Source organism: Ekhidna algicida (assembly GCF_051379705.1).
Taxonomy (GTDB): domain Bacteria; phylum Bacteroidota; class Bacteroidia; order Cytophagales; family Cyclobacteriaceae; genus Ekhidna.
Window position 1 is genome coordinate 3688639 of sequence record NZ_CP179868.1, and the last position, 24816, is coordinate 3713454.

A 24816-nucleotide genomic window follows, 5' to 3' on the forward strand; every position below is an offset into this window, starting at 1 on the left:
ATGCAATTATGTAATACAAACGCTTCACTACGTCACTCTCAATTTTCTTACAGCTTTTGCTGCTGCTTTCGGCCAAAATCTTTTCAGATAAATCCCCATTTTTTCTTTTAATCCGCCTATGTAAGCTTCATTTTTGTTTGACTCAATAGCCTTAATAATTAACCGGGCGCACTTTTCGGGTGACATTCCCTTTTCCTGACCTGGGTCCATTTTATTTTGCTGGCTACCATCTCCCACAAGTGCATTATACGATATGTTAGTCTTAATATAGCCAGGGAGTACAATGGTAACCCTTATGTTGTCATTATGATGTTCTGCACGGAGCGCATCATAGAATCCATGCAAGGCATGTTTTGAAGCTCCATATCCAGACCTGAAAGGCGTATTTATTATCCCAACTGTGGAAGTAACGATCACATGGTGACCCTGCTTTCTTTCCACCATACGTGCCAATAATTTTTTGGTAAGGGTGATTGATCCAAAGTAATTGACTTCCATTAGCCTACGATCTACATCCAAACTTGTATTAAGAATGGTATCTCTTTGGCTGATGCCTCCATTGTTGATCAAAATGTCAATGTCTCCAAAAATTGTTGATGCTTCCTTAGCTCTTTGATTAAGCGAAAATGAATCTTCCAGGTCTAGAGTTAGTGTAGCTACAGTTTCAGACTTACAGTTTGATTTCACCCGATCAAGCTCATCTTGCCTTCTCGCAGAAATAATCAATTTGGCACCTTTTTCTGCGAGTTGATAGGCAAGCTGTTCTCCAATACCCGAGCTGGCGCCTGTAAGCCATACAACACTATTCCGGATTTTGGTCATTCTTGCGCTTATTGTTTTCTACAAATACATAGATGCTGTAAACACCTACTGCAGTTCCGAATGGAAAGCTAAAAATTGAAACACAACCGGCGATTAGAGCGATTACAATTCCCCAATTTCTTTTTTGAAGCAGCCCGATCCCGGCGATAATGGATGGCAATGCAGAAAAAATGAGGAGCAGGATAAAAACCGTTCGAATAACTGATTCTACAAATAACAGGATGTCATCAGCATCATTGCCTACATCGTTGGCTATTTCCTCTGCAATGAATGGGAATAGCATCGTGATAAAGCTTCCTATAAAAACGAATGCAACTGCTATGAGAGAACCATAAACCAAGTGAATGATTCCCAATGTTCTTTTGTGTGATTGAATGTCCATAACTTATTATTTTCTAGAATATACAACGAAATCGAATGAAAATTTATGACGATCATCAATAGGATGATGTTTTCGCGATATTTCCACCCATTCAGATTTGTCAATATCGGGAAAGGTAACCTGCCCATTAAAAGCCTCATTGATTTCGGTGAGATAAATTTTGTCTGCATGTGCTAATCCCATTCGATATATTTCACCACCGCCAATGATAAATGCTTCTGACTCGTTATGCTGTTTGGCAATTTCGAGCGCCTCATCCAACGATTGTACCACAGGTTCGCCCATCGCATCGTAATCCGGCTGACGTGTTATTATAATGTTAGTCCTTCCTGGAAGTGGTTGGAATGAATGAGGAAGCGACTCCCAATTTTTTCGTCCCATTATCACATGATGACCTTTCGTTGTATCCTTAAAATACTTAAAATCATCTGGTAGATGCCAGGGGATATCATTGTCTTTTCCAATCACACGATTACTCCCCATTGCAGCTATCATTGATATGATCATAAATCTAATTTTGTTAGTTTTTTCGTATATAGATTAAAATTAACCACGACCATGTTCATAGTGCTAACACTTTTTATTTTCATTTCAATTGTTGGTAATGTACTTATCTCAGCGATCAAGAATAATGATTATCGTGATTGGATCAATTGGTCAATTTTAATTGGACCGTTGAGCTGGCCATTGCAATGGCATCATGAGAAGCAAATTTCAAATCACCCGAACTGATATCCTCTTAAAAAATCTTGAACATTCATTCTTCGCTTGCCTTCTAGCTGAAGATCAAGGATGTCCAATGTCCCGCTTTTAGTATTGACTCTTAAGAAAGTTTTACCATCTGAGTAAAATTCTCCTGTCGGCTTATTGGTACCTGCGGAAGATTTTTGCACCTCATATATTTTCACCGTCTTGCCATCTAGCTTTGACCATGCTGCGGGATACGGTGAAAGCCCACGGATAAAATTTTGTATCACTTCAGAAGATTGCTCCCAATTTATCGTACAATCGTCTTTGAAAATTTTAGGTGCTGATTTTAATTCTTGATCTGTATTCTGAGGAGTTTGTGGGTAGTTACTGTCGGATATGGCTTTTACGGTTTTAAGCACTAAATCTGCACCTTTATTCATCAGTCGAACATATAAGCTCCCAACATTATCGTCTGGATGAATAGGTTCTTTTTCCTGAAATATGATTTCTCCGGTATCTATTTCATGCTTTAGAAAAAATGTGGTCACACCGGTTTCGGTTTCTCCATTCATGATGGCCCAATTTATTGGAGCGGCACCTCTATACTGAGGCAGGAGAGAGGCATGGAGATTGAAAGTACCTAACGGAGGCATATCCCAAACAGCCACAGGTAGCATGCGGAATGCTACCACAATTTGCAAATCAGCGTTATAGCTTTTTAACTCATTCAGGAAGTCTGGAGACTTTAGATTGGTGGGTTGCAGGATGGGCAAGTCGGCTTCAAGTGCATATTCCTTGACAGCTGAAATGCCCAGTTTTTTTCCCCGGCCTTTTGGTTTATCCGGAGCAGTGATGACTGCAACGACATTCACATTGTTTTCTACAAGCTTTTTCAAGCTTGCTGCTGCAAAATCTGGTGTGCCGAGAAATACGATTCGAAGTTCTTTGCTCATATCATCGCAAAGAAACCAAACCTGCTGTTAATCTATTAGCGATCTTAGTTTTAAACTGAATGATTTTTCCGATCCGTCCTGCATGACCACTAAGTCAACCGTCTCGCCTTCAATTTTGAGCATTTTTTTAACATCAGCAAGGTTGATTTCATTCATTGATTTGCCATTAATTTTGACAAGCTCACTGTCCACTTTGATTCCTGCTTCTGCAGCAGGACTTTCTTCAAAAACCTGATGGATAAGCACTTTTTTCTTGTCTTTTGAAAGCTGTACATCTATACCACTGCAGTTCACTTTAAAATTAGCATCGTAGGTATGATCCTTTTCGAGGTAGAGCATCTTTGTGCCATAATCCAGTGTGAAGTTGTACATTCTCAAAATCTGAGATCCAATGATTCCGGACACTTTTTTATCAGCCTGTATTCCGCTTTTCGCAGCACTGATTCCTATAGGTAAATCTTCTATGGTTTGATTGCCAAATTTGAACGACTTCACATGACCTTCGTAATGAGGTGTTTCAAAGTCACCAAGACCTTTTACGAGATAGGAGTAATGCTTTCCGGTTTTGTGGATCACATCCCATTGCTTTGAATAAGGAGAGTTGAAATCCAATGTGGTGCCCGCACCAGTCATAACGAAAAATGTACCTTCGTGTGGTTCGTCATTGTTAAGAACAACCGTACCTTTTATTACAGGAATTGAAACATGAAGAGTAAAAGGAATGGCATCTCCTCTTTTAGGAGAATTACTGTGATCATAAATATTAATCACCATGGTGTCAAAATTGACGTAGACGGAATGATGTCTGAGTAGATCATATCCAATAATTCCATCTAAGTCCATACCAAGACTAATTTCCAGGTGATCCAAGTCAGTGGAGTAAACCTTGGTATTTTTCTCCATCAAAAAATGGTTGATAGCTATGGTATTATGTTTGATTAGATGCCAGGCAGAAGAAGCCTGATTCATCTCTATTTGCTTTCCTGCCAGGTTTAATTTTTTCGCAACATCATCATCAATTACCGTATAACCGGAACCTGTATCAAAAATGAAATCAAGAGGCTCAGAGTCGTCTACGCTCACCTTGATGATAATATGATCTCCGAAAAGCTCAAATGGGATGCTGGTTATTGGCGCTTGAGCAAAAGAAGTAGATGCAAATGCTAGTAATAGTAGGTAGGTTAGTTTCTTCATGACATGGTTGTTTTGAAATTGACTGGATGAAGTTAAAAAGTTTAGTTGACAAAGGTTATAAAATGAATACAATATGCTCAAATTAGATTTCTTATTGTCATTGATACGCCGATCTGAACAATTCGTATTCACCTGGTGTTTGCCTTGAAAATAATGAGATTATGAGTAAACGAGTTTGGTTAATCACCGGGTGTTCCACAGGTTTTGGCAGGGAGTTAGTAAAGATTGTTGCATCGAAGGGAGAGATCGCTATTGGAACCGTCAGAAAACAGAATCAAATCGCTGATTTGGAAGCAATAAATCCAGAATTAGTTAAGGGAGTATTGCTTGACGTACAGAAACAGGATACGATTGATCGAACGGCGAAACTCATTGAAAAAGAATTTGGCCGACTGGATGTACTGGTAAATAATGCTGGTTATGGAACACTTGGTCCAATAGAAGAAACTTCTGAAGAAGAGATTCAGCGGCAGTTTGATGTGAATGTATATGGGTGCGTTCGCATGATGAAGCTTGCACTTCCATTTATGCGAAAGCAGAGAAGTGGGAATATCCTTAACATCACCTCAATAGCTGGTTTAAATGGTTTTCCTGGTGTAGGCATTTACAATGGGAGCAAGTTTGCATTGGAAGGGATTGGAGAAGCCTTAGCCGCTGAGACTAAGCATATAGGGATAAAAGTCACCAATATAGAACCTGGTCCTTTTAGGACTGATTGGGCTGGAAGATCAGCAACTTACAATGAATCTTCTATTGAAGAATACAAGGAGACAGCAAACAAAAATATGGATAGCATCCGTGAGGTAAGTGGTAACCAAATTGGCGATCCAGTTCGTGCTGCCAATGCCATGTATGAAGTAACTACCATAGATAATCCTCCTGTTCACTTGCCACTGGGAGGACCAGCTTATAAGCGTGTAGGCATTCGATTGGAAGAATTCAAAGAGGAAGTTGACAAGTTTAGAGAATTGGGCAGACCTACTGACTATACAGAAGAGGAGCTGCAGAATATGAACGGTTAGTTATCGCAGCAGCATAACCCACCAATATTACATCGTAAGTGCTGAACAAAATTTTGAAGGTACTGCGGACTGTTCTCATCAGATAGTGTGATGGCATGCCATGTGCGATGAATTCCTCGTTTAGTAACCGGAACAAGAGCGAGCTTGTTATCTTTTAGATAAGGCTCCACGATCCATTTAGCCATTACATTTACGCCCATACCTGCCTTTACCAGTTCTACAACCGCTTCGGTTACTTGTACCTGCATCACCTGTTTAGGCTTTACACCTTCCGGTATCAAGACTTGAGAAAAGAGTGAGACAGATTCAAGTGGATACGAGTGAATAATCACGTTTTGATTCTCAAAATCTTTGGCTTCCACATATGCTTTTTTTGACCATGGATGTCCAGTAGGAACAAGCGCATAAACTTCATCCCTGAAGAGTTCATGATATTTGATATTCTGACGTTCTGAATTTTCATAAATGATCGCAAGGTCAATGGTTCCATCCAAAATCTGATCTTCTACATCTGCATTGTTATTGTGGAAAATTTCAATCTCCACATTGGGAAATTCTTTTTTGAAATCCGTCATCAGAGAAGGCAACCAATGGTAACATGTGTAGCATTGGGTAGCTAGCCGAAGAGTACCGCTGGTCCCTGATACATATTTCTTGATGGAAAGCTCTGTACGTTCCAGGTCTTTCAAAATGCGTTCGGCAGATTCAAGCACCATTTTCCCGGCATTCGTAAGGATGAGCTGTTTGTTGACACGGTGAAAAAGCTGTGTACCCAATTGTCCTTCAATTTCTTTTAGCTGGTGACTTAAAGCAGACTGGGATAGAAATAGCGCATCCTTGGCTTTTGTAAGACTTTTTGTTTCAGCTACTTCCCGAATGAGTTTGAGATGTCGTATTTCCATAAAGCGATATTAGTAAAATTAATTGTAATGATAAAATCAATTCATCCAATTCATAGTTCATTCGATTTCTAATGGCGTTCAATTTGAAAGACTAAACGCTACTCTTATGAAAATCAAGAACATACACCTACTTATTTTACTTGCAAGCCTATGGGGGCCATCCTTTTTGTTTATCAAAATAGCAGTTCTGGAAATTCCTCCAATTATGCTGGCAGCTCTTCGCATTGGCATAGCTGCAGTTATACTCAACATATTGTTAGCTCTTAAGAATGAACGCCTTCCATTAGATCCGATTTTTTGGAAGAGAACCTTCATAGCTGGATTGTTTGCACAAGCGATCCCGTTCGTATTGATTAACTGGGGCGAACAATTTGTTGATAGTTCACTAGCGTCTATTCTCAATGGATTGATGCCATTATTCACCATCATATTTGCTCACTTCATTATAGCCGATGAAAGACTTACAGGTAAAAAGTTATTTGGAGTTACGCTTGGGTTCCTTGGCCTAATTGTGCTTGTGATGCCCAGCATAATGGGTGGGGTGGATGGTAGCATGCTGGGTATTATGGCAATTACAGCCGCTGCTGTCAGTTATGGTATTGGACTGTCATACATCCGAAAGTACTTTGCAAATACACCTTCTTTCAAAGCACCTGCGGCTCAACTTTTATCAGTTACTATATATCTGGTTCCACTGGCATTTATCATGAATCCTGAATTCAATTTAGCGGCTACAAGTATACCTGCATTGAGTTCTTTATTCATACTCGCATTTTTTGGAACCGCGATTGCCTTTATTGTCTATTTCAGGTTGATCGAACGATCAAGTGCAGGGTATGCTTCATTGGTTACGTACTTAATGCCTATCTACGGAGTGATTTTAGGTGTGGCATTTCTGGGGGAGGAAGTCTCGATCTGGATGATTTTAGGAGCTGTGCTGATTTTATTGGGGATTCGTGAGACAAAAAAATCGACATATAAAAAACGCCAGCCTTTTGGTCTACACGTAGATACCGCTCTCTATTCAAAATTCAGATAACGATGAGCGCTGAAGGGAAAAGAACCATTCTGTTGGCACTCCTGCAGATCTGTTTTTTAGTTGGTATTGCTCAACCTGAGAATAAGCTGGATTTTAATCCTCAATATTTGAATGAAGATAAGAGCCCTGAATTGGTTGTGAATAAGCAGGTATTGAAAGATAGAATGATGAATGGGAGCATAAATAAATGTCCGCCGAAGCGTTATATGGGCATTACTCACGCACCTTCCATTGATTTCAATATTTACTTAGCCTTGCATAATTCAATTACTCCAAAGATTATGACATCATTTGAAGTCTCGCTGAATTATGCCGGAGTGATGAATATAAAAAGTCTGTTCTTTCTTAGGAAGAAAGCGCAAGCAGATTTGAGGCGTAATTAAAACTTTGACTTAAGAAATCCTTCAATGGATTTTTGGTCAAGGTTCAATGCTTCCAGCATTTTTACAGCAGCTGCTCTGTTCTTTTTTAAGGCGGTTTTGAATGCGTCATACTGTCCGGTCACTTTTAACCTTTGCATGATTGTCATTCCGACGAAATTGGATTGTATGGTGCTCATTTTTCAGCTATGATTTAGTGTCGTTTTGGTAGCTCATTTGAAAGCCAATTTTGTTACCAGCTCCCAAAGATTGCGTTTTTTCAAGTTTCTCTCTAACAGTAATTTTCCGAATATTCGGAAATGGTGGTACTACAAGATCATTATCTGCAGCCTGGCTAATTATTAGTTTAATTAATATGTCCAAATCTACTTTTTCTAACGGTTTAACAGAAGCGGATTCAAACATAAAATCAACTTGCCTATCACCTTCTACGATAAAGTGGTTTTCACTGTTTATCAAAAGGCGAGCTAGTAGATAGCCGGGATCATTTAGTCGATTAAACTCAAATGAATCAGCCATGAAATTGTACACATTTATTTGACCCAGGTATTTGCGATCTGGTTGGTCTGCGACGTAACTACTTTTGTTGTAATCGTAATCTTCCGGTAATGTGATAATATTGGTATGTAACACAAACACCAGCAGGTCGCCAGCTACTTGGATATGAAACTCTTGCTCACCTACAGATTCCACATTCAGCTTTATGTCTTGATCTCGCTCAGTTGTCTTCGCATTAATCACGTCTATGAGTAGACGGGCCTCTTCTTCCATCTGCTTGAAAGCTGTACAGACGTTGCGATAGGTCTTCTGCTTTACCGTAGATTTATTGAGTAGAATTTCTACGATGTTTTCGGTTGGGTCAGGATGCATATTTTATGAAACTTGCTGGTGCAAGGCTACTCTATTTCCTTCAGAATCTTCAAAGTGGGCAACAAATCCGTGTTCGCCGATGCTCATTTTTTCATTGAGTACTTTACCTCCGGCACTTGTGATCCTTGGAAGCACATCATTAATTTCAGTAACTGAGAAATAAACCATTGTTCCCTCGTGCGATGGAATGTAGCTTTCTTGCTTTATTAGTGTACCTGTAGCTCCACTTTGATCTGTTTCGAAAGGGAAAAAAGACATGATGGAATTCCCAATTTCCATGTTATCAGCCATCTGAATATCGAAGATATTCACATAAAATTCCTTCGCTCGATCCATGTCATTTACAGGCAGTTCAAACCAATTTGCTCGCATAATAGTTGTGTTTTAAGGTAATGAAATGTAGGTGTCGTCGTTGGCTACTTTCGGAAAATCTTTGTTGGCCCAACGTTCCTTCGCATTCTCAATTTTTTGTTTATCTGAAGATACGAAATTCCAGAAAATATACCGTTCTTCAGGAAAAGCTTCTCCTCCAAAAAGCAAGATTCGTGAATTAGCTTTAATTGTAAGCTCACACGCATCTTCAACCTTTGAAACAAGCATATTTCCTTTATTCACTATTTGGCTACAAGCATCAATGCTTCCTTCTACGATGCAGAATCCAATTTCACCTTTCAATTGATCCTTAATGACAAGCCTATAGTCTTCAGTTGTTTGAATCTCAATCATGAATAAATCGCAATGAACAGGGAGTGGAGATTCTCTGCTAAAGCCTTTTCCGGCTACTAGCTTAAAAGAAGCGGATCCGTCTTTCCATTGTGGCAGTTCGGAAGCATCTAGATGATGGAATTCGGGATCCATATCTTCCTTATCTTTTGGAAGTGCTACCCATATCTGATAACCATGTATGGTAAATTCCTGACCTTGTCTCAGCTGCTGCGGAGTTCGTTCGGTGTGTGTAACACCCTTGCCAGCAGTCATCCAGTTAACTGAACCGGCTTTTATGTGCTGGTCAGTTCCGATACTGTCTTGATGCTGAATTTCCCCCTCAAATAAATAGGTCAAAGTAGAAAGTCCAATGTGAGGATGCTGGTCAATGTCAAGATAGGTTCCAGGTTTGATGGTGGTAGGCCCCATATGATCAATGAAGATGAATGGACCTACCATTCGTTTCTTTCGGAATGGAATCAGACGACCAACAAGAAAGTCCCCAATGTCTCTGCTTCGTTCTTCAATGATTAAATCGGTATTGGACATAGCAAACGTTTAAAAAATCGATGATCCAGTCATATCTGTCAGCTGCTCTAAGGCAAGCATTCCAGCTGTAGAATTTCCCTTTTCATTTAGTTTTGGACTCCAGACTGCCACACTATACATGTTTGGATATATCGCTACGATTCCACCACCTACTCCACTTTTGCCAGGCAGACCAACTCGAAAGGAAAACTCACCGGCTTCATCATAAAAGCCACAGGTTTGCATTAAAGCATTGATTCGCTTCGTTCGTTTTACGCTTAAAATCTGTTCTCCTGATTCCTGGAGACAACCATGATTGGCATAAACCATAAATGTGTTAGCCAGTTCCCTGCAAGACATGCTAAGTGAGCAGGTATAGAAATAGAGATCAAGTACTTCGTCCACATCGTTGTGAATGTTTTTGTACGACTTTATCAAATTGACCATAGCGGCGTTATTGAACCCTTCTGCTTTTTCTGATTCTGCTACCTTCTCACTGTAATCTATGGTTTCGTTTCCAGCGATTTTCCTGACAAATTCAAGGTATTCTTTTTTTGGATTCTTTAAGTTGGAAATTAACACGTCACACACTACTAATGCACCCGAATTGATTAGAGGGTTTCTAGGAATACCGTTCTCATACTCTAGTTGAACCAATGAATTGAACGGATCTCCGGAGGGTTCCACATCCACTCTTTCCCACAGCTTTTCATCTTCATGGAGCAAAGCCAACGAGAGTGAAAGCACCTTGGATATACTCTGAATCGAAAAACGTTCGGTTGAGTCTCCGAAGCAGAATTCATCACCTATGACACTACACAAGTGCATTCCAAATTTATCAGGTGAGATTTTTGCCAATTCCGGAATGTAGGTAGCAACTTCACCAGGTAATTTTTTACAGTCTATCTTGTTTTGAATCTGATCGAGTATTCCTTGATAATCCATTATTTGATTTGAGATCAGTTGACTTTACTGAAAACTTTTTTGTCGTACATGTATGAAAAGGACCAAAGGATAATAGCAATGATCGCCGTAAGATGACCACCGTCATTTGCAGCCAGGTGGCCTTCCAGAGCCAACACGAAATCAAGCAGGAATCCAAAATACGCCCATTCTTTAAGGGTTTTGGAAACCTTTGTTAAAATGGCGATTATGCCTACGATTTTTAGGATGGCAAGCGGAATTACAATTCGTCCATTATATCCTAGCGATACAAATATATCAGTGACCTCCGCGGTTTTCACGAAGTACATACCCGCTGACATAATCATCATCAGACTTAAGGCACCAGTGACAATCCAGTAGATGATTTTATTTCTTTTATCCATTGACTATTTGTAAAGTAAGTACTTAGCTCGTATCTGTTTGAATTGGTTCAATCCTTCCTTCCAAGTTTCGCGAATCTCCTCTTCGGTCATTCCGGATTCAATTTGTTTTTGAAGCTGATCTGTACCAGCCAGGCGTTTAAAATAATCGTTAAAAAAGTCTTCCTTTTCCATCTTCTGATACGCTTCAATTAGTGGCTGAAGTGTAAATGAATAGATTGGTTTTTCACCGATCCAGGACCTTCCATAACAAATAAGATCTTCGTACGGCGGCCACTTAGCTCCCTCTTTTGATACAGGAGTAAATGCATGCTTTGCTTCCGGATAATCAGGATGACCGATTTGTTGAAAGGCATGGTCTGTTCCTCTGCCGACAGACATGATGGTGCCTTCGAAAAGGCAAAGGCTAGGGTATAATGAAATACTCAAATCATCAGGTAGGTTGGGAGAGGGTTTGAGTGGCAGGGAGTAAGGTTTTGAATGATCCCAGTTCTGAATTGAAATAATATTCAGGTTACATTCAACTCCGTCTTTGAGCCAACCCTCGCCATTAAACATTTGTGCTATTTCGCCTGCAGTCATTCCATGAACAATCGGGATCGGAGCAATTCCGACGAACGATGAGAAAGACATATCCAACACAGGTCCGTCCACATAACTACCGTTGGGATTGGGACGGTCCAGGATGAGTACCGGAATATTGTTCTCTGCACAGGCCTCCATTACATAGTACATAGTGCTGATGTAGGTGTAAAATCGGGCGCCTACATCTTGAATATCAAACACCATTACATCCAAGCCTCTTAGTTGCTCCGATGTTGGTTTCTTGTTCTTCCCATAAAGAGAAACAAGATCATAAGGTGCCTGAATAGAATCGTATTTTACTTCTGCACCATCACTAACTGTGCCTGTAAACCCATGCTCAGGCGTAAATACTTTTCTTACATTCACCCCAAGTCGGATTAAGGTATCGGTTAAATGGGTGTTTTTGATTGTTGAACTATGGTTTACAGTAAGGCCAACTTTCATTCCATCCAGAAGAGGAAGGTACTTGTCGGTTTGATCAGCGCCGGTCAGAATTTTTTCTGAGGTACTTGCACTTTGGGTTGAGCAGCCAAATGCAATAATTATATACAGTGAAATGAATCTCATCATATTTAAATCGACAAGTTAACTTGTTCTTACAGGATTGAAAACCCTAATTTGCAAAGCAATAAATGAATCTCCCTTTTTTTATATCAAAACGTATTTCTAAAGAAGCTTCTGGCTCATTTTCCAATATTATCAATCGAGTGGCGGTGGTAAGTATTGGTCTGGGGTTGGCTGTTCTGATAATCGCTTTTATGGTTCTTTTTGGATTTAAAAAAGAAATAAAAGATAAGATATACAGCTTCAGCGGTCATTTGATTGTGAGTAAATACACGCTATCAACATCATTTGAAGAAAGCACCATTTCAATAGATGATTCACTCTTGCTGACATTGAAAAGCTATCCTTTAACGGAGAGAGTACAACCTTATGCAATGAAGGCAGCTTTACTGAAGACAGATGAAGAGGTTCAAGGGGTAATCATTAAAGGAGTGGATGAATCTTTCGATACGCTGGGGTTCAAGAAGCACATGGTAGAAGGGCGATTTCCCAATGTCTACTCTGACAAATACTCTACTGAGGTGGCTTTAAGTAGACGGGTGTCAAACTATTTGGAGCTAGATGTGGATGATGAAGTTCTTGTCTATTTTGTCCAGTCTCCTCCTAGGTTTAGAAGATTGCAAGTGACCGGAATATATGAGACTGGCCTGGAAGAATTTGATGAAAAGATCATTATTGGTGATTTGGATCTGTTACGCAGAATGAACAATTGGCCGGACTCAATTGCCGGAGGAATTGAAGTATTTATCTCAGATACAGACAAACTAGATCAAGCGGAGACAGAATTGTACAACATGTTGAGCATAGATCTATATGTCGATAAGGTCACTGATAGATACCTTCAAATATTTGAGTGGTTGAATATGCTGAATAGGAATGTAGTGATCTTGCTAACTATCATAATATTTGTGTCAGGTACAAGTATCATTTCAATTCTACTGATATTGATCATGGAGCGAACACAGATGATCGGTATTCTCAAAGCAGTTGGAGCTTCAAATCAAATGATTCGACGTGTCTTCGTTTTAAACGGTTTGCAACTAATCGTAAAAGGATTGCTTTGGGGCAATTTTATTGGCCTGAGCATCGGTATGATCCAGAAGTACTTGAAGCTGATTCCTCTGGATGAAGCAAATTACTACATGAGTCATGTACCGATCGTGATTGATACACCGACAATCCTTGGGTTGAATTTTCTGATTCTTATTTTGATAGGTTTGACGATGCTTATTCCTGTAGCTATTATTTCACGCGTACAACCCGTGAAAGCTATTCGATTCGACTAAGAAGCTGGCTCGTATTTCTGAAACAGGCTTTTTATCTTCATTTGAAGTACGCCGATAATGGCTTCTTTGAAAATCCCTTTTGACATTTTGGAGGTTCCTTTTGTACGGTCGGTAAAAATGATAGGGACTTCAACGATTTTAAAGCCATGTTTCCATGCATTGAACTTCATCTCTATCTGAAAAGCATAACCAATGAAGTGGATTTTGTCAAGTTTGAGTTTATCGAAGACCCTTCGGTGATAGCATTTAAAACCAGCTGTACTGTCTCTAAATGGCATGCCTGTGATTAGGCGCACATAAAAGCTTGCAAAATAACTCATAAGTACGCGTCCCATCGGCCAGTTTACCACATTTACTCCAGTAACATAGCGACTACCTATTGCTACATCAGCACCTTTTTCGCATGATTCAAGTAGCCTTACTAAATCATTGGGATCATGCGAAAAATCGGCATCCATCTCACAGATATACTCATACCCATTTTCAAGTGCCCATTTAAATCCTGTAATGTAAGCGGTGCCAAGTCCAAGTTTTCCTTCTCGCTCAAGCAGAAATATTCGATCTGGTGCCTTCGCCATTTCTTCCTTTACTATGTCGGCAGTACCATCTGGTGATCCATCATCTACTACAAGCACATCAAATGAGGGTGTGATTACACGAGACACAGCAATAATGTCACGAATATTTTCGCATTCATTGTAAGTAGGTATGACGACAATGTTTCTAGACATTAATATTCAGTATAAGGATTTAGAAAGGAAAATATAACTTTTTGATATGAATTACTAATCGCTAACGATCCAATCAAAAGATTGCTCAAGTTGGTCAAATACTCTTGTCCGATTCCCCTGACCAGTCACACGAATGTAGCCATTGTAGAATATCTTATGTAATGCAGTCAGCCCAATAACTGCTGTCCTCTTCATGTCATTATCAAGCTCCTTTCCAGCCTGTTTTAACGCATTCACGATTTCGTTGTTTGCTTTTGCGCCAGTAAAATTTACGATAAGTAAAACGTCTTTGCCGGCATTTATTTGAGTTTGCTTGCTTTCTCTAAATACGGCCATTAAATCAGCACCCTTGAGTTGACTGTAATCGGCCAATAGTATTCGTTTGTTTTTATGCGTGATCCAATGAACTCGTTGAGTCAAATCTTTCATTTACCGTACTAAGTTTTAATATCCTAAAATCTTCATCATCGCATCACTTTCCTGTTCTGGAGCAAACAAGTCATGAGTGATGTTTCCGTCCTTGTCACGATCAATTATGATATGCTTGGGTGCTGGTATAAGGCAATGTTGAATGCCTCCATAGCCACCTAGAGATTCCTGATATGCACCTGTATGGAAAAAGCCAAAGTACAAGGTCTCTTTTTCATCGTACTGGGGTAGAAAAACTTCTCCAATATGTGCTTCAGAGTCATAATAATCATGACTATCGCAAGTAAGGCCACCAAGGTTAACCCGATGATAAGGACTCTTCCAATGGTTCACGGGTAGCATTATATATTTCTGATTAAGTCCCCAGACATCCGGCATGTGAGTGATGAATGAACCATCCATCATGTACCAAAGCTCTTTGTCATTTTGGAGTTTCTGATCCAGAACTGAATAGATGGTTGCACCGCTTTCTCCTACAGTGAAGCTGCCAAATTCGGTGAAAATATTTGGTACCGGCACATGGTTTTTCTTGCAAATCCACTGAATATTCTCGATGATTTGGTCAGCCATGTAAGGGTAGTCAAATTCAAAGTGAAGTGAGTTTTTTATAGGAAATCCACCACCAATGTCTACAGTATCTAATTCAGGACAAATCTTTTTCAGTTCGCAATATTTGTAAATAAATCTGCTCAACTCACTCCAATAGTACGCTGTATCTTTTATCCCTGTATTGATAAAAAAGTGAAGCATCTTCAGCTTCGCTTTTGAATCTTTTATTTGCTCTTTATAATAGGGAAGAATATCACTGTATCGGATACCCAGCCTTGAAGTATAAAAAGCAAAATTTGGCTCTTCGTCAGCCGCTATGCGTATGCCAACCTGAAAATCACCTTTCACATTGTCTTTATAATGGTCCAGCTCATTCAAATTATCCAATATGGGTATACAGTTTTTATAACCCTCATTCAAAAGAGCGGAAACTTCCTGCAGGTATAACGGTCGCTTAAAGCCATTACAAATCACAAAGTGATTCTTGGTAAGCTTGCCGGCTTTTTCCATGCTTCTGACAATAGGAATGTCATATGCTGAAGAGGTCTCAATATGTGCATTGCTTGATAAAGCTTCCTCTACCACAAATCGAAAATGAGAGCTTTTAGTACAATATGCATAGGTATATTCTCCCTCATAGTTGTGTTTTTTTATTGCGTCAGCAAAAATCTGATAAGCATATTTGATGTTCTCCTCAATTTTTGGGAGGTAGCTTAGTTTTAATGGAGTCCCATATTCTTTAATTATATCCATAAGGTTTACCCCATGGAAATGAAGGTTATCTTTTTCAACTTTAAACTCCTCTGTAGGGAAGTAAAAGGTTTGATCAATCAGGTCCGCATACTTTCTCATCGACTTCAGGAAAAAATTGGACGCAATTATCCATTAAAAACAGGATTCTAGAAAATAATTGGCATTTGTTTTTATAAAAGTCTCAATGTCCGATATTGTAAGTTTTCCTTTTCAAATGATGCGAATAACCTTGATGATAAGAGTTAATTTTGCGTCAATTTTTCAATCACATGATCACCGTAAAAGTTTTAGACGAAACCGCGCCACTTGAGGCAGTCATATTGGGTATAGCCGATAGCATGGGTGGAATTCCCAAGATTGAGAATACCTATGACCCTAAATCCAAAGAGCACATACGAGCAGGTACCTTTCCTGAGGAAGCTGATCTTATAGCTGAAATGCACGAGGTGGCTAAGGTGCTTGAAAAGCATGGAGTTACCGTATACCGTCCCAATAACATTGCGAAGCTCAATCAAATATTTTCTAGAGACATTGCTTTTGTTATTCAAAGTAAGCTTGTGGTGCCATGTGTTACTCCGGAACGCAAATTAGAATCTGATGGTATTCAATACATTATTGATGAAGTATCGGAGGTGTTGCTGCCTGACGAGCATGAGCGGATGGAAGGCGGAGATATTATGCCATGGAGGGACCATATCTTTGTGGGATATTCGAAAGACGCAGACTTTAATAAGTACACAGTTTCGAGAACGAATGAAGCAGCAGTAGACTATCTAAAGCGGACATTTACTGACTTTACGGTTAAGGCTTTTGAGCTGAACAAATCAGATGATAATCCCCGAGAAAATGCACTGCACCTGGACTGTTGCTTTCAGCCAGTAGGTAAAGACAAAGCAGTCATTTATAGAGGTGGATTCAAGAATGAAGAAGATGCTGATTTTTTAATTAGCTTCTTTGGGGAGACCAACATCTTTGAAATAACCAAAGAGGAGATGTATGATATGAACTCAAATTTTTTCTCCATTAGTCCGGAAGTTGTGATTTCAGATAGCAGTTTTAATCGCTTAAATGAACAGTTTCGAAAGTGGGGATTGACAGTAGAGGAAGTAAAGTATAGAGAGACGGCAAAAATGGAAGGTTTGCTTCGATGTTCAACCATGCCGCTAAGGAGAAGATATGACTAGCCAGATTACGAATACACTTTTTATGATAAGGCCAATTTCATTTCGAAAGAATGAAGAGACTGCCGAAAACAACTATTTTCAGCAAGATGAGAACGAAATTTCAGCTGATGAAATTCAAGGAAAAGCTTTAGCTGAGTTTGATTTATTCGTAGAAAAGCTAAGAGAAAAGGGGATTGAGGTTTTCGTATTTGACGATAGAGAATCTGATTTAACACCTGATTCTATTTTCCCAAACAACTGGATATCGTTTCATAATGATGGCACCATTCTCACCTATCCTATGTATGCTGAAAATCGCAGACTCGAGCGAAGAGATGACGTCATCAATAAGTTACAAGAAACCTTTCTCGTAAATAATGTTCATAGTTTTGCTCACTGGGAGAATAAAGGAAAATTCTTGGAGGGAACCGGAAGTATGATCCTGGATAGGCCAAGTAAGATTGCCTATGCCTCACTTTCAGAGCGTACCAACGAAGATGTATTAAACGACTTTTGTGAAAAAGCGGGCTATGAGTCTATGACTTTCACCTCTTTTCAGACAGTGAATGGAAGGAGGTTGCCTATATATCATACCAATGTCATGATGGCGCTGGGAGAAAATTATGCGATTGTGTGCCTGGATAGCATAGACAATGCAGAGGAACGAGAGCATATGGTGTCTTCCATTCAAAAATCAGGTAAAGAAATCATCGAAATTACTGAAGAGCAGATGCATCAATTTGCAGGTAACATGCTCCAGGTGATGAATGATAGAAATGAACCATTTACTGTGATGTCTAGGGCGGCATACGAAAGTCTGGATGAGACTCAAATTGACTCCATAGAAAAGTATGGTGAAATAATTCATAGCCCGATTCCTACGATTGAAAAATTAGGAGGAGGAAGTGTAAGATGTATGATGGCAGAAGTCTTTTTGCCAAAACAATTATTTAGCGAATAATGCTGGAAACAAGTATTCAAAAAGCGATATCAGAGGCATTTGCCCAATTGTATAATCACTTCATATCAGAAGCTGATGTCGCCATTCAACCAACGAGAAAGGAATTCGAGGGAAGCTACACATTTGTTGTCTTTCCTTATTTGAAAATTACCAAAGGCAAACCTGAGGACTCAGGGAAACAAATAGGCAGCTGGTTAAAAGACAATACCGATTTTATTGAAGGGTACAATGTAGTCAAAGGGTTCCTAAACCTTGAGTTGACAAATGTGAGTTGGGTTCAAACGCTCCATGACATTGCCGGAGATCAGACCTATGGATCTTTTGCCGATAATGGGCAGAAAGTGATGGTTGAGTTTTCCTCACCAAATACGAATAAGCCACTGCACTTAGGTCACTTACGAAACAACTTCTTGGGGGATTCCGCAGCAAGAATACTTGCAGCCAATGGCTATGAGGTGAAAAAGGTAAATCTCGTCAATGACCGTGGTGTTCATATCTGTAAGTCGATGCTGGCCTATCAGAAAATTGGGAATGGAGAGACACCGGAGAGTGCAGGAGTGAAAGGAGATCACCTGATAGGAAAGTACTATGTGAAGTTCGATCAGATGCTGAAAGCAGAGGTAAATGTCCTTGTTGAAAAAGGCATGGATCCCGAAGAAGCAAAAAAGGAAGCGCCATCCATCAAAGAAGCACAAGAGATGCTTCAAAAATGGGAGAAAGGAGATCCCGATACGGTAGCATTATGGGAGAAAATGAACGGTTGGGTATATGAGGGTTTTGATGCTACATATAAAACCATGGGCATCAATTTTGACACCATGTACAAGGAGTCCAACACCTATTTGCTAGGCAAGGAGTTGGTAGAAGAAGGTCTTGAAAAAGGAGTCTTCTTTAAGAAAGACAATGGTTCTGTATGGGTGGATCTTACTGATGAAGGCATGGACGAGAAGCTTGTTCTTCGTGCCGATGGGACTGCTGTGTATATGACTCAGGATATGGGCACGTGCGACATGAAGCACAAAGATTTCCCGTTTGATAAATCTGTTTTTGTCGTTGGTAACGAGCAAGATTATCACTTCAAGGTACTTTTTGCCATCATGGGAAAATTGGGAAGAGCCTATGCCGACGGACTTTATCATTTGTCTTATGGGATGGTAGACTTACCATCTGGGAAAATGAAGTCGCGCGAAGGAACGGTAGTAGATGCAGATGATTTGCTTCAGGAAATGTTCAGCACCGCAGAAAAACATACCCGCGAGTTAGGGAAAATCGAAGGCATGGATGAGAAGGAAGCACAAGATCTTTACAGAATCCTTGGGTTAGGAGCATTGAAGTATTTCCTCTTAAAAGTTGATCCTAAGAAGCGAATGCTGTTCAACCCTCAAGAGTCGATCGAATTTCAAGGACATACGGGACCATTCATTCAATATACTCATGCACGTATTTCAGCAATATTGAGAAGAAGTATTTCACTTGAAGTTCAAATCGATTTCGATCCACAAAAAGTTGGAGACCTAAGCAAAAGAGAGGTTGATCTGATTTTTAAAATAACAGAATACAAGAAGGCGTTACGTGAAGCTGCTAAAGAGTATTCTCCAGCTATCATGGCTCAATACGTCTACGATCTGGCCAAAGATTACAATGGATTTTACCAGGAAGTGCCGATTTTCAATGAGGAAAACAAAGACAAGCTAGCTTTTAGAATTGCACTTTCCGCTCTCACCGCTAAATTGATAAAAGAAAGCATGAACCTACTTGGCATAGAAGTGCCGGAGAGAATGTAAACACCTATGAAGTCCTGGATCAAAGCCTTTCGATTGCGAACGCTGCCTTTAGCCATTTCAGGCTGGATGGTTGGGACTTCCATTGCAGCGAATGAAGCTGAGCTGAGTTTCTTAATCTCAGGACTTACCTTGCTCACAGCGATATTTTTGCAAATATTGTCTAACCTGGCCAACGACTTTGGAGACGCTTCTTCAGGTGTTGATAAGGAACGAAAAGGGGAAGAACGAATGGTTAGCTCCGGCAAAATCACTGCCAATGCAATGAAAAATGCAATGATAATCTTCGGACTGCTATCGTTGATTTCGGGAATTATTCTGGTTGCAATTGCTTTTCCTGAGGATTGGAAGTCAGCACTCATTTTTATTGCCGTTGGCTTGATAGGCATTGCAGCAGCCATTAAGTATACAGTGGGAAAGAATCCCTATGGCTATGTAGGATTTGGTGATATTTTCGTTTTCCTCTTCTTTGGGATTGTATTGGTGTTTGGCACCTATTACCTACAAGCGAAGGAACTCAATTGGCTGGTGATGCTACCGGCAATTTCTATCGGGTTATTCAGTGTAGGAGTATTGAATGTGAACAACATCAGAGATATCGAATCAGATAAAGCTGCTGGTAAAATCTCTGTTCCAGTCAGGCTGGGTAGGAAAAAGGCAGTGATATATCACATTTTTTTACTTGGAGGTGGAATGCTTTCTTCCATCGTGTTTGTGCTGTTTAATTTCCAGTCTTACCTACCATTGCTCTTTGTACTTATCATGGTCTTCTTCATCAAAAACATCAGGGCCGTTCGCAATAAACCAGCCAATGAATTAGATCCTTATCTCAAGCAAATGGCCATCTCTACATTTCTCTTTTCGATTCTGTTTTCACTTGGGATGTTACTTACCTAAAACTGGAGTCCTGACAAAAGATTTCTGATCTAATGATTTTCGTCAAATTCCAGCGATGAATATCATTTTTCGTTAAATTGGGTGTTATAAACAATCCAACAATGAAAAGAATATTAGTACCATACGATTTTTCCAAAGTTTCAGAACATGCATTGGATTTTGCTTGTCAAATTGCAGATAAGGCTGGAAGTGAAATCATGCTTCTGAATGTAATTGAGCATCCTACAGCTGATTCATTCAAGACTTTAGGGATGCAAAATGTAGACCCAATGGAGCAGCTCTACATTAAGAAAATGTATGAAACTGTTCAGGAAAAGCTTGAAGGTGTAGTTACGGCAGCTAAGTATTCCGATGAGTTAATAACTACCAAAATCCAACTTGGAAATCCTTTCAATACGATCATAGATCAAATTGTGGAAGAAAAGATGAGTATGCTAGTGGCTGGTACCGAAGGAGCCGATGGATTGAACGAGTATTTTGTTGGATCAAATGCTGAAAAGATTGTGCGTAAAGCGTCTTGTCCGGTAATCACCATTCAAGATAAATGTGAGCTTGAGCCGATTGAAAAGATCGTTTTTGCTTCTGATTTTCAGCATACGGATGATGACTTTGTAGCTCAACTTAAAGAGATGCAAAATACATTCGATGCACAATTGAACATTGTGAAAATCAATACACCTGCGAGCTTCACATCAACGCGACACGACACAAAACAGATGGAAGAGTTCGTTAAGAAATACGCGATCGAGAATTATACCATCGAAATCTATAACTACAAAAATGAGGAAGATGGAATTATTCTTTACTCTGAAGACATTGAGGCAGACATGATTGCCTTGGGAACTCATCAGCGGAAAGGAGTCGGTCATTTCCTTTCAGGGAGCATTGCAGAAGATGTTGTGAATCATTCCAAAATTCCGGTCTGGACTACTCATCTAAAAGACTAAGACTTGAGAGTAACACATAATATCATTTTTTTTCTGAGCCTCTGTTTCGCAGAGGCTCAATCTTTTCAGGCAGTCATTCAAAAAGGACACGGCGAAGCGGTAAAGGCAGCAACTTTCACAGCAGATGGTAACTATTTAATCACTGCAAGCAGAGACAAGACTGTTAAAATTTGGGACGCCACATCCGGAAAAGAGATCAGATCCTTAATAGGGCACATTAATACAGTCAATGGGTTTGATTTCGGTGGTCAGCGCCTGGCATCTAGCAGCGCAGATGGTACCGCCGGGATTTGGAACATTGAATCCGGAGAAATGCTTTGGCAAAGTGGAAAATTTAGAGAGTATGTTACATCCGTTAGTTTCAGCTCCAATGGAAAAATGCTTGCTGTAGGAAGCTATGCCGACTCCATATCGATTTTTAATGCACAAGATTTCACGCTACTCAAAAAAATAAAATCCAACGCAGATCGCGGTGTTGGCTATGGAGTAAGTGTCAATTTTAGCCCGGATGATACCTACTTGGTTGTTGGTGAAGACAACCGAACAGCTAAGGTATATGCAACAAGTGATTGGTCATTGAAATATGAATTCAAACCTGAGAAAGGGTATTGTGGAGGTTGCGGAACACTCTCAGCTGTACAAGAGAATCAATTGCTCAAACTATCGAATGGCACCACATTTACAAAATACGACCTACAAAATGGTAAGAAACTATGGGAGGGAACACGCGAGTTTAGAGATATCGCAGCTGTCGATTTTGAAGAAGTTGGAGAACATTATCTGGCAGCCACAGAAGATTCAATATTTCTCTATAAAAATAAGTCCGGCTCCCTGGCTGCAAAATGGTCGATGGAGGGAGAAATTAATGACGCCTCATTTCATCCATTTGAGAAAGAGATCGTAATTGCCGTTGATAAAGAGATTGTTGTCACAGATTTTTCTGGCAATGAACTTAGACGATACAATGGCATTCTTAATCAATCGAGCACCGGGCTTGACTATGACCTGGGAAGTTATTGGGAGCACTACATCGCTAAGTGGGTGAAATATAGATCAGCAAGATTCCTTGACAAGGAATCAATTTTTATAGGAAAAACAGGAAGCAAGGCTCGTAAATGGAACGTGAAGAATGCATCCATCTCGATGGAATTTCTGGGACACGAGAAGGGAGTTTTATGCTTTGAACGAATAGGAGATAATGTCATTGCCACAGGAGCGGGTGATGGCAAGATCATCATCTGGAATGAATCCACAGGTCAGGTAATTAAGGAGATTAAAGCTCATAGAGAACCTGTGTTCGATATCGAGTTAAGTCACGATGGAAAACTGCTCGCAAGTACAGCTTGGGATGGAGTAATAAGCCTTTGGGAAACTGCAACCTGGGAACGATACAATTACATATACAATGAAGGAGCTTCCACCTATGTATTAGGCTTCACAGAAAATGATGCCTATCTGGTTGTAGGCATGCTGGATAAAACGCTCAAACTTTGGGAAGTAGAGACTAAGAGATTTGTAAAGGAATTTGTAGGACACACGGATATTGTTACCACGATCCAGGTTAGAAATAATGAAATTCTAACGACCAGTTGGGATGGCTCAATCATTCTCTGGGATTTATACAGTGGATTAATCAAACGTCGATTTTTTGCCAATAGACCCGTATTTGGTGGTGTTATGGCAGGTGATCAAATCATCTCTGCGGGTGCCGATCGTCTGGTTAGTTTTTGGGATAAAGAAAGTGGCAGACTAATCAGTTCTCTTGGAGGTCATCAGGCTGAAATCAATGGTTTGGATATAAAAGACAACTTGATGATGACATCTGATGTAGATGGCGTGACTAAGTTTTGGAACTTGAGTGAAAAGAAAGAACTATTTGAACACATTCAAATAGGTAAAAATGATTGGATGGTCAAAACTCCCGATGGATATTTTGATGCGACAGATGATGCGATTTCAAATATTCATTTTGTTCGTGGAATGGAAGCCGTAGGCGCGGACCAGCTAATGAATGAATTCTATGTGCCTGGCCTTGTCGAAGATATTTTTAGTTCGAAGAGAGCAGGTAAAAAGTCTATGGGCAATCTCCTCGATCAGGATCCACCTCCAGTGTTAAAGCTTTCCGGTTTGGTTCAGGCAGAAACTGCCAAATTGTACTTGAAGGCTGAAGACAAGGGCGGCGGCATTAAGGAAGTAAGGCTTTATCACAATGGAAGAAGGGTTTCATTGGAGCCGCAGATTCAGAAAGTTCGATCAGATAAGAACGCAAAGATCTATTCCATTGAATATCCATTGGTCGCAGGGCATAATGAATTCACAGCCACAGCTTCATCCAATGCAAACCTTGAATCCAATAAGGCCTCAGTCACTTTGTTTTCAGATTCAAAAGTACCAGGAAGTACATGCCACATATTAGCCGTTGGTATCAATGAATATCAGAACAAGGCATTAAATCTCAATTATGCTAAATCGGATGCCAGTTCATTTGCTGAACAGATGAGGAAGCAAGGTCAGGAAATATATTCAAACGTGGTGTTACATCAGATATATGATAAGGAGGCAACCAAGGAAAACATACTGAAAAAGGTAGCTCAGCTAAAAGATCAAATCTCAGTCAATGATGTCTTTGTGTTTTACTATGCCGGGCATGGCAGCATGATAGATGGAAAATTTTTTCTGGTTTCCTCTGGAGCCAGCAGACTTTATGATGGAGACAAGATGGATGAATATGGGATTGAGGCTTCACAATTACAACAAGCTATGTTGGATATAAAAGCACTTAAGCAGCTCATCGTTATGGATGCTTGCCAATCAGGTGGGTCAGTTGAGGTTTTAGCACAGCGGGGTGCTCCTGAGGAAAAAGCGATCGCTCAGCTTTCTCGTAGCTCCGGCATTCACGTAATGGCTGCAGCAGGAAGCGAACAGTACGCAACGGAGTTTGAATCATTGGGTCACGGCTTGTTTACGTATGCACTGCTAAAAGGGCTGGCTGGAGAAGCAGATGGAGCGCCCAAAGACGGTAAGGTGACAATTTATGAATTGAAAGGGTATCTTGACGATCAAGTGCCCGAGCTGAGCATCTTATATAAAGGAAGCCCACAGTATCCCCACACCTTCTCCAGAGGTCAGGACTTTCCAATTGTAATAGTGGAGGAGTAATTAAAATAGACTTTGTAAGAAATCGTATGATTAACGAACAAACGACTCAGAGTAGCTGACTTAAGTTTGTATCTGCTATGAGGTAGCATTAGGATCTAGATCAATTCTGTTTTCGATCACTTAACCTGAAAATTTACCACTTGACATAACACTTGTATAGTTAACTCATTCATTTTCATAACTTTAAACTCTTAAAATC

26 protein-coding genes are annotated in these 24816 nt (G+C 40.0%); 10 read left to right on the forward strand and 16 right to left on the reverse strand.

Annotated elements, in window-relative coordinates:
• Positions 1 to 27 precede the first annotated feature (27 nt).
• From ACL8WY_RS16580 to ACL8WY_RS16600, 5 genes are all read right to left on the reverse strand, one after another.
• Positions 28 to 822: an SDR family oxidoreductase gene (locus tag ACL8WY_RS16580; RefSeq protein ID WP_436515873.1), complete on the reverse strand. Its 795-nt coding sequence runs from the start codon at positions 820 to 822 to the stop codon at positions 28 to 30.
• Positions 803 to 1204: a hypothetical protein gene (locus tag ACL8WY_RS16585; RefSeq protein WP_436515874.1), complete on the reverse strand. Its 402-nt coding sequence runs from the start codon at positions 1202 to 1204 to the stop codon at positions 803 to 805. Before ACL8WY_RS16585 ends, ACL8WY_RS16580 begins: the two co-directional genes overlap by 20 nt.
• Positions 1205 to 1210: 6 nt before the next feature.
• Entirely contained in the window at positions 1211 to 1711 is a 501-nt protein-coding gene (locus ACL8WY_RS16590; protein WP_436515875.1) for a dihydrofolate reductase, read from the reverse strand.
• A 212-nt stretch (positions 1712 to 1923) separates the two neighbouring features.
• Positions 1924 to 2847, reverse strand: coding sequence for a methionyl-tRNA formyltransferase (gene fmt / locus ACL8WY_RS16595; RefSeq protein ID WP_436515876.1), 924 nt, complete (start codon positions 2845 to 2847; stop codon positions 1924 to 1926).
• A gap of 27 nt (positions 2848 to 2874) precedes the next feature.
• Positions 2875 to 4041: an aspartyl protease family protein gene (locus tag ACL8WY_RS16600; RefSeq protein ID WP_436515877.1), complete on the reverse strand. Its 1167-nt coding sequence runs from the start codon at positions 4039 to 4041 to the stop codon at positions 2875 to 2877.
• 161 nt (positions 4042 to 4202) lie between these two features.
• Here ACL8WY_RS16600 and ACL8WY_RS16605 point away from each other — a divergent pair, with 161 nt between their 5' ends.
• Positions 4203 to 5063: an oxidoreductase gene (locus ACL8WY_RS16605; RefSeq protein ID WP_436515878.1), complete on the forward strand. Its 861-nt coding sequence runs from the start codon at positions 4203 to 4205 to the stop codon at positions 5061 to 5063.
• On the opposite strand, the gene ACL8WY_RS16610 is transcribed toward ACL8WY_RS16605, so the two are convergent.
• Positions 5060 to 5965 (reverse strand): LysR family transcriptional regulator, encoded by a 906-nt coding sequence (locus ACL8WY_RS16610; RefSeq protein ID WP_436515879.1) that lies wholly within the window; start codon positions 5963 to 5965, stop codon positions 5060 to 5062. The two genes, ACL8WY_RS16605 and ACL8WY_RS16610, sit on opposite strands and share 4 nt — an antisense overlap.
• 106 nt (positions 5966 to 6071) lie before the next feature.
• On the opposite strand from ACL8WY_RS16610, the gene ACL8WY_RS16615 reads away from it, so the two are divergent.
• Entirely contained in the window at positions 6072 to 7004 is a 933-nt protein-coding gene (locus ACL8WY_RS16615) for a DMT family transporter (protein WP_436515880.1), read from the forward strand.
• A gap of 2 nt (positions 7005 to 7006) precedes the next feature.
• Entirely contained in the window at positions 7007 to 7387 is a 381-nt protein-coding gene (locus ACL8WY_RS16620) for a hypothetical protein (RefSeq protein WP_436515881.1), read from the forward strand.
• Here ACL8WY_RS16620 and ACL8WY_RS16625 read toward each other — a convergent pair.
• The 7 genes from ACL8WY_RS16625 to ACL8WY_RS16655 are packed head-to-tail and all read right to left on the reverse strand — an operon-like array spanning position 7384 to position 11967.
• Positions 7384 to 7563 (reverse strand): hypothetical protein, encoded by a 180-nt coding sequence (locus ACL8WY_RS16625; RefSeq protein ID WP_436515882.1) that lies wholly within the window; start codon positions 7561 to 7563, stop codon positions 7384 to 7386. The two genes, ACL8WY_RS16620 and ACL8WY_RS16625, sit on opposite strands and share 4 nt — an antisense overlap.
• Before the next feature lie 7 nt (positions 7564 to 7570).
• Complete coding sequence (locus tag ACL8WY_RS16630; RefSeq protein WP_436515883.1) at positions 7571 to 8254, reverse strand: hypothetical protein; 684 nt, start codon at positions 8252 to 8254, stop codon at positions 7571 to 7573.
• Positions 8255 to 8257: 3 nt separating this feature from the next.
• Positions 8258 to 8626, reverse strand: a complete 369-nt coding sequence (locus ACL8WY_RS16635; RefSeq protein WP_436515884.1) for a VOC family protein — start codon at positions 8624 to 8626, stop codon at positions 8258 to 8260.
• Positions 8627 to 8638: 12 nt separating this feature from the next.
• Positions 8639 to 9508, reverse strand: coding sequence for a pirin family protein (locus ACL8WY_RS16640; RefSeq protein WP_436515885.1), 870 nt, complete (start codon positions 9506 to 9508; stop codon positions 8639 to 8641).
• A 9-nt stretch (positions 9509 to 9517) separates the two neighbouring features.
• On the reverse strand, positions 9518 to 10432 hold the full coding sequence (locus ACL8WY_RS16645; protein ID WP_436515886.1) for a glutaminase: 915 nt from the start codon (positions 10430 to 10432) through the stop codon (positions 9518 to 9520).
• Positions 10433 to 10446: 14 nt separating this feature from the next.
• Positions 10447 to 10815 carry a DoxX family protein gene (locus tag ACL8WY_RS16650; RefSeq protein ID WP_436515887.1) on the reverse strand — a complete coding sequence of 123 codons (369 nt, stop codon included), beginning with the start codon at positions 10813 to 10815 and terminating at the stop codon, positions 10447 to 10449.
• Positions 10816 to 10818: 3 nt separating this feature from the next.
• Positions 10819 to 11967, reverse strand: a complete 1149-nt coding sequence (locus tag ACL8WY_RS16655; protein ID WP_436515888.1) for an exo-beta-N-acetylmuramidase NamZ family protein — start codon at positions 11965 to 11967, stop codon at positions 10819 to 10821.
• 62 nt (positions 11968 to 12029) lie between these two features.
• Here ACL8WY_RS16655 and ACL8WY_RS16660 point away from each other — a divergent pair, with 62 nt between their 5' ends.
• The gene (locus ACL8WY_RS16660; protein WP_436515889.1) at positions 12030 to 13247 is read left to right on the forward strand and encodes an ABC transporter permease; all 1218 of its coding nucleotides are present in this window, start codon (positions 12030 to 12032) and stop codon (positions 13245 to 13247) included.
• Here the strand turns inward: ACL8WY_RS16660 and ACL8WY_RS16665 are convergent.
• From ACL8WY_RS16665 to ACL8WY_RS16675, 3 genes are read right to left on the reverse strand one after another with little or no spacing between them, the layout of a single operon-like run.
• Positions 13244 to 13978 (reverse strand): polyprenol monophosphomannose synthase, encoded by a 735-nt coding sequence (locus ACL8WY_RS16665; RefSeq protein ID WP_436515890.1) that lies wholly within the window; start codon positions 13976 to 13978, stop codon positions 13244 to 13246. The two genes, ACL8WY_RS16660 and ACL8WY_RS16665, sit on opposite strands and share 4 nt — an antisense overlap.
• 54 nt (positions 13979 to 14032) lie before the next feature.
• Entirely contained in the window at positions 14033 to 14407 is a 375-nt protein-coding gene (locus tag ACL8WY_RS16670) for a hypothetical protein (protein WP_436515891.1), read from the reverse strand.
• Positions 14408 to 14422: 15 nt separating this feature from the next.
• Entirely contained in the window at positions 14423 to 15808 is a 1386-nt protein-coding gene (locus tag ACL8WY_RS16675) for an arginine decarboxylase (protein ID WP_436515892.1), read from the reverse strand.
• 170 nt (positions 15809 to 15978) lie between these two features.
• On the opposite strand from ACL8WY_RS16675, the gene ACL8WY_RS16680 reads away from it, so the two are divergent.
• From ACL8WY_RS16680 to ACL8WY_RS16705, 6 genes are all read left to right on the forward strand, one after another.
• Positions 15979 to 16893, forward strand: a complete 915-nt coding sequence (locus ACL8WY_RS16680) for a dimethylarginine dimethylaminohydrolase family protein (RefSeq protein ID WP_436515893.1) — start codon at positions 15979 to 15981, stop codon at positions 16891 to 16893.
• A gap of 22 nt (positions 16894 to 16915) precedes the next feature.
• On the forward strand, positions 16916 to 17833 hold the full coding sequence (gene ctlX / locus ACL8WY_RS16685; RefSeq protein WP_436515894.1) for a citrulline utilization hydrolase CtlX: 918 nt from the start codon (positions 16916 to 16918) through the stop codon (positions 17831 to 17833).
• Positions 17830 to 19617 (forward strand): arginine--tRNA ligase, encoded by a 1788-nt coding sequence (gene argS, locus ACL8WY_RS16690; protein ID WP_436518073.1) that lies wholly within the window; start codon positions 17830 to 17832, stop codon positions 19615 to 19617. Before ctlX ends, argS begins: the two co-directional genes overlap by 4 nt.
• Positions 19618 to 19623: 6 nt before the next feature.
• On the forward strand, positions 19624 to 20511 hold the full coding sequence (gene menA / locus ACL8WY_RS16695; RefSeq protein WP_436515895.1) for a 1,4-dihydroxy-2-naphthoate octaprenyltransferase: 888 nt from the start codon (positions 19624 to 19626) through the stop codon (positions 20509 to 20511).
• 101 nt (positions 20512 to 20612) lie between these two features.
• A complete protein-coding gene (locus tag ACL8WY_RS16700; protein WP_436515896.1) occupies positions 20613 to 21458 on the forward strand; it encodes a universal stress protein in 846 nt (281 codons plus the stop codon).
• Positions 21459 to 21461: 3 nt separating this feature from the next.
• Positions 21462 to 24617, forward strand: a complete 3156-nt coding sequence (locus ACL8WY_RS16705; RefSeq protein ID WP_436515897.1) for a caspase family protein — start codon at positions 21462 to 21464, stop codon at positions 24615 to 24617.
• Positions 24618 to 24816: the final 199 nt, after the last annotated feature.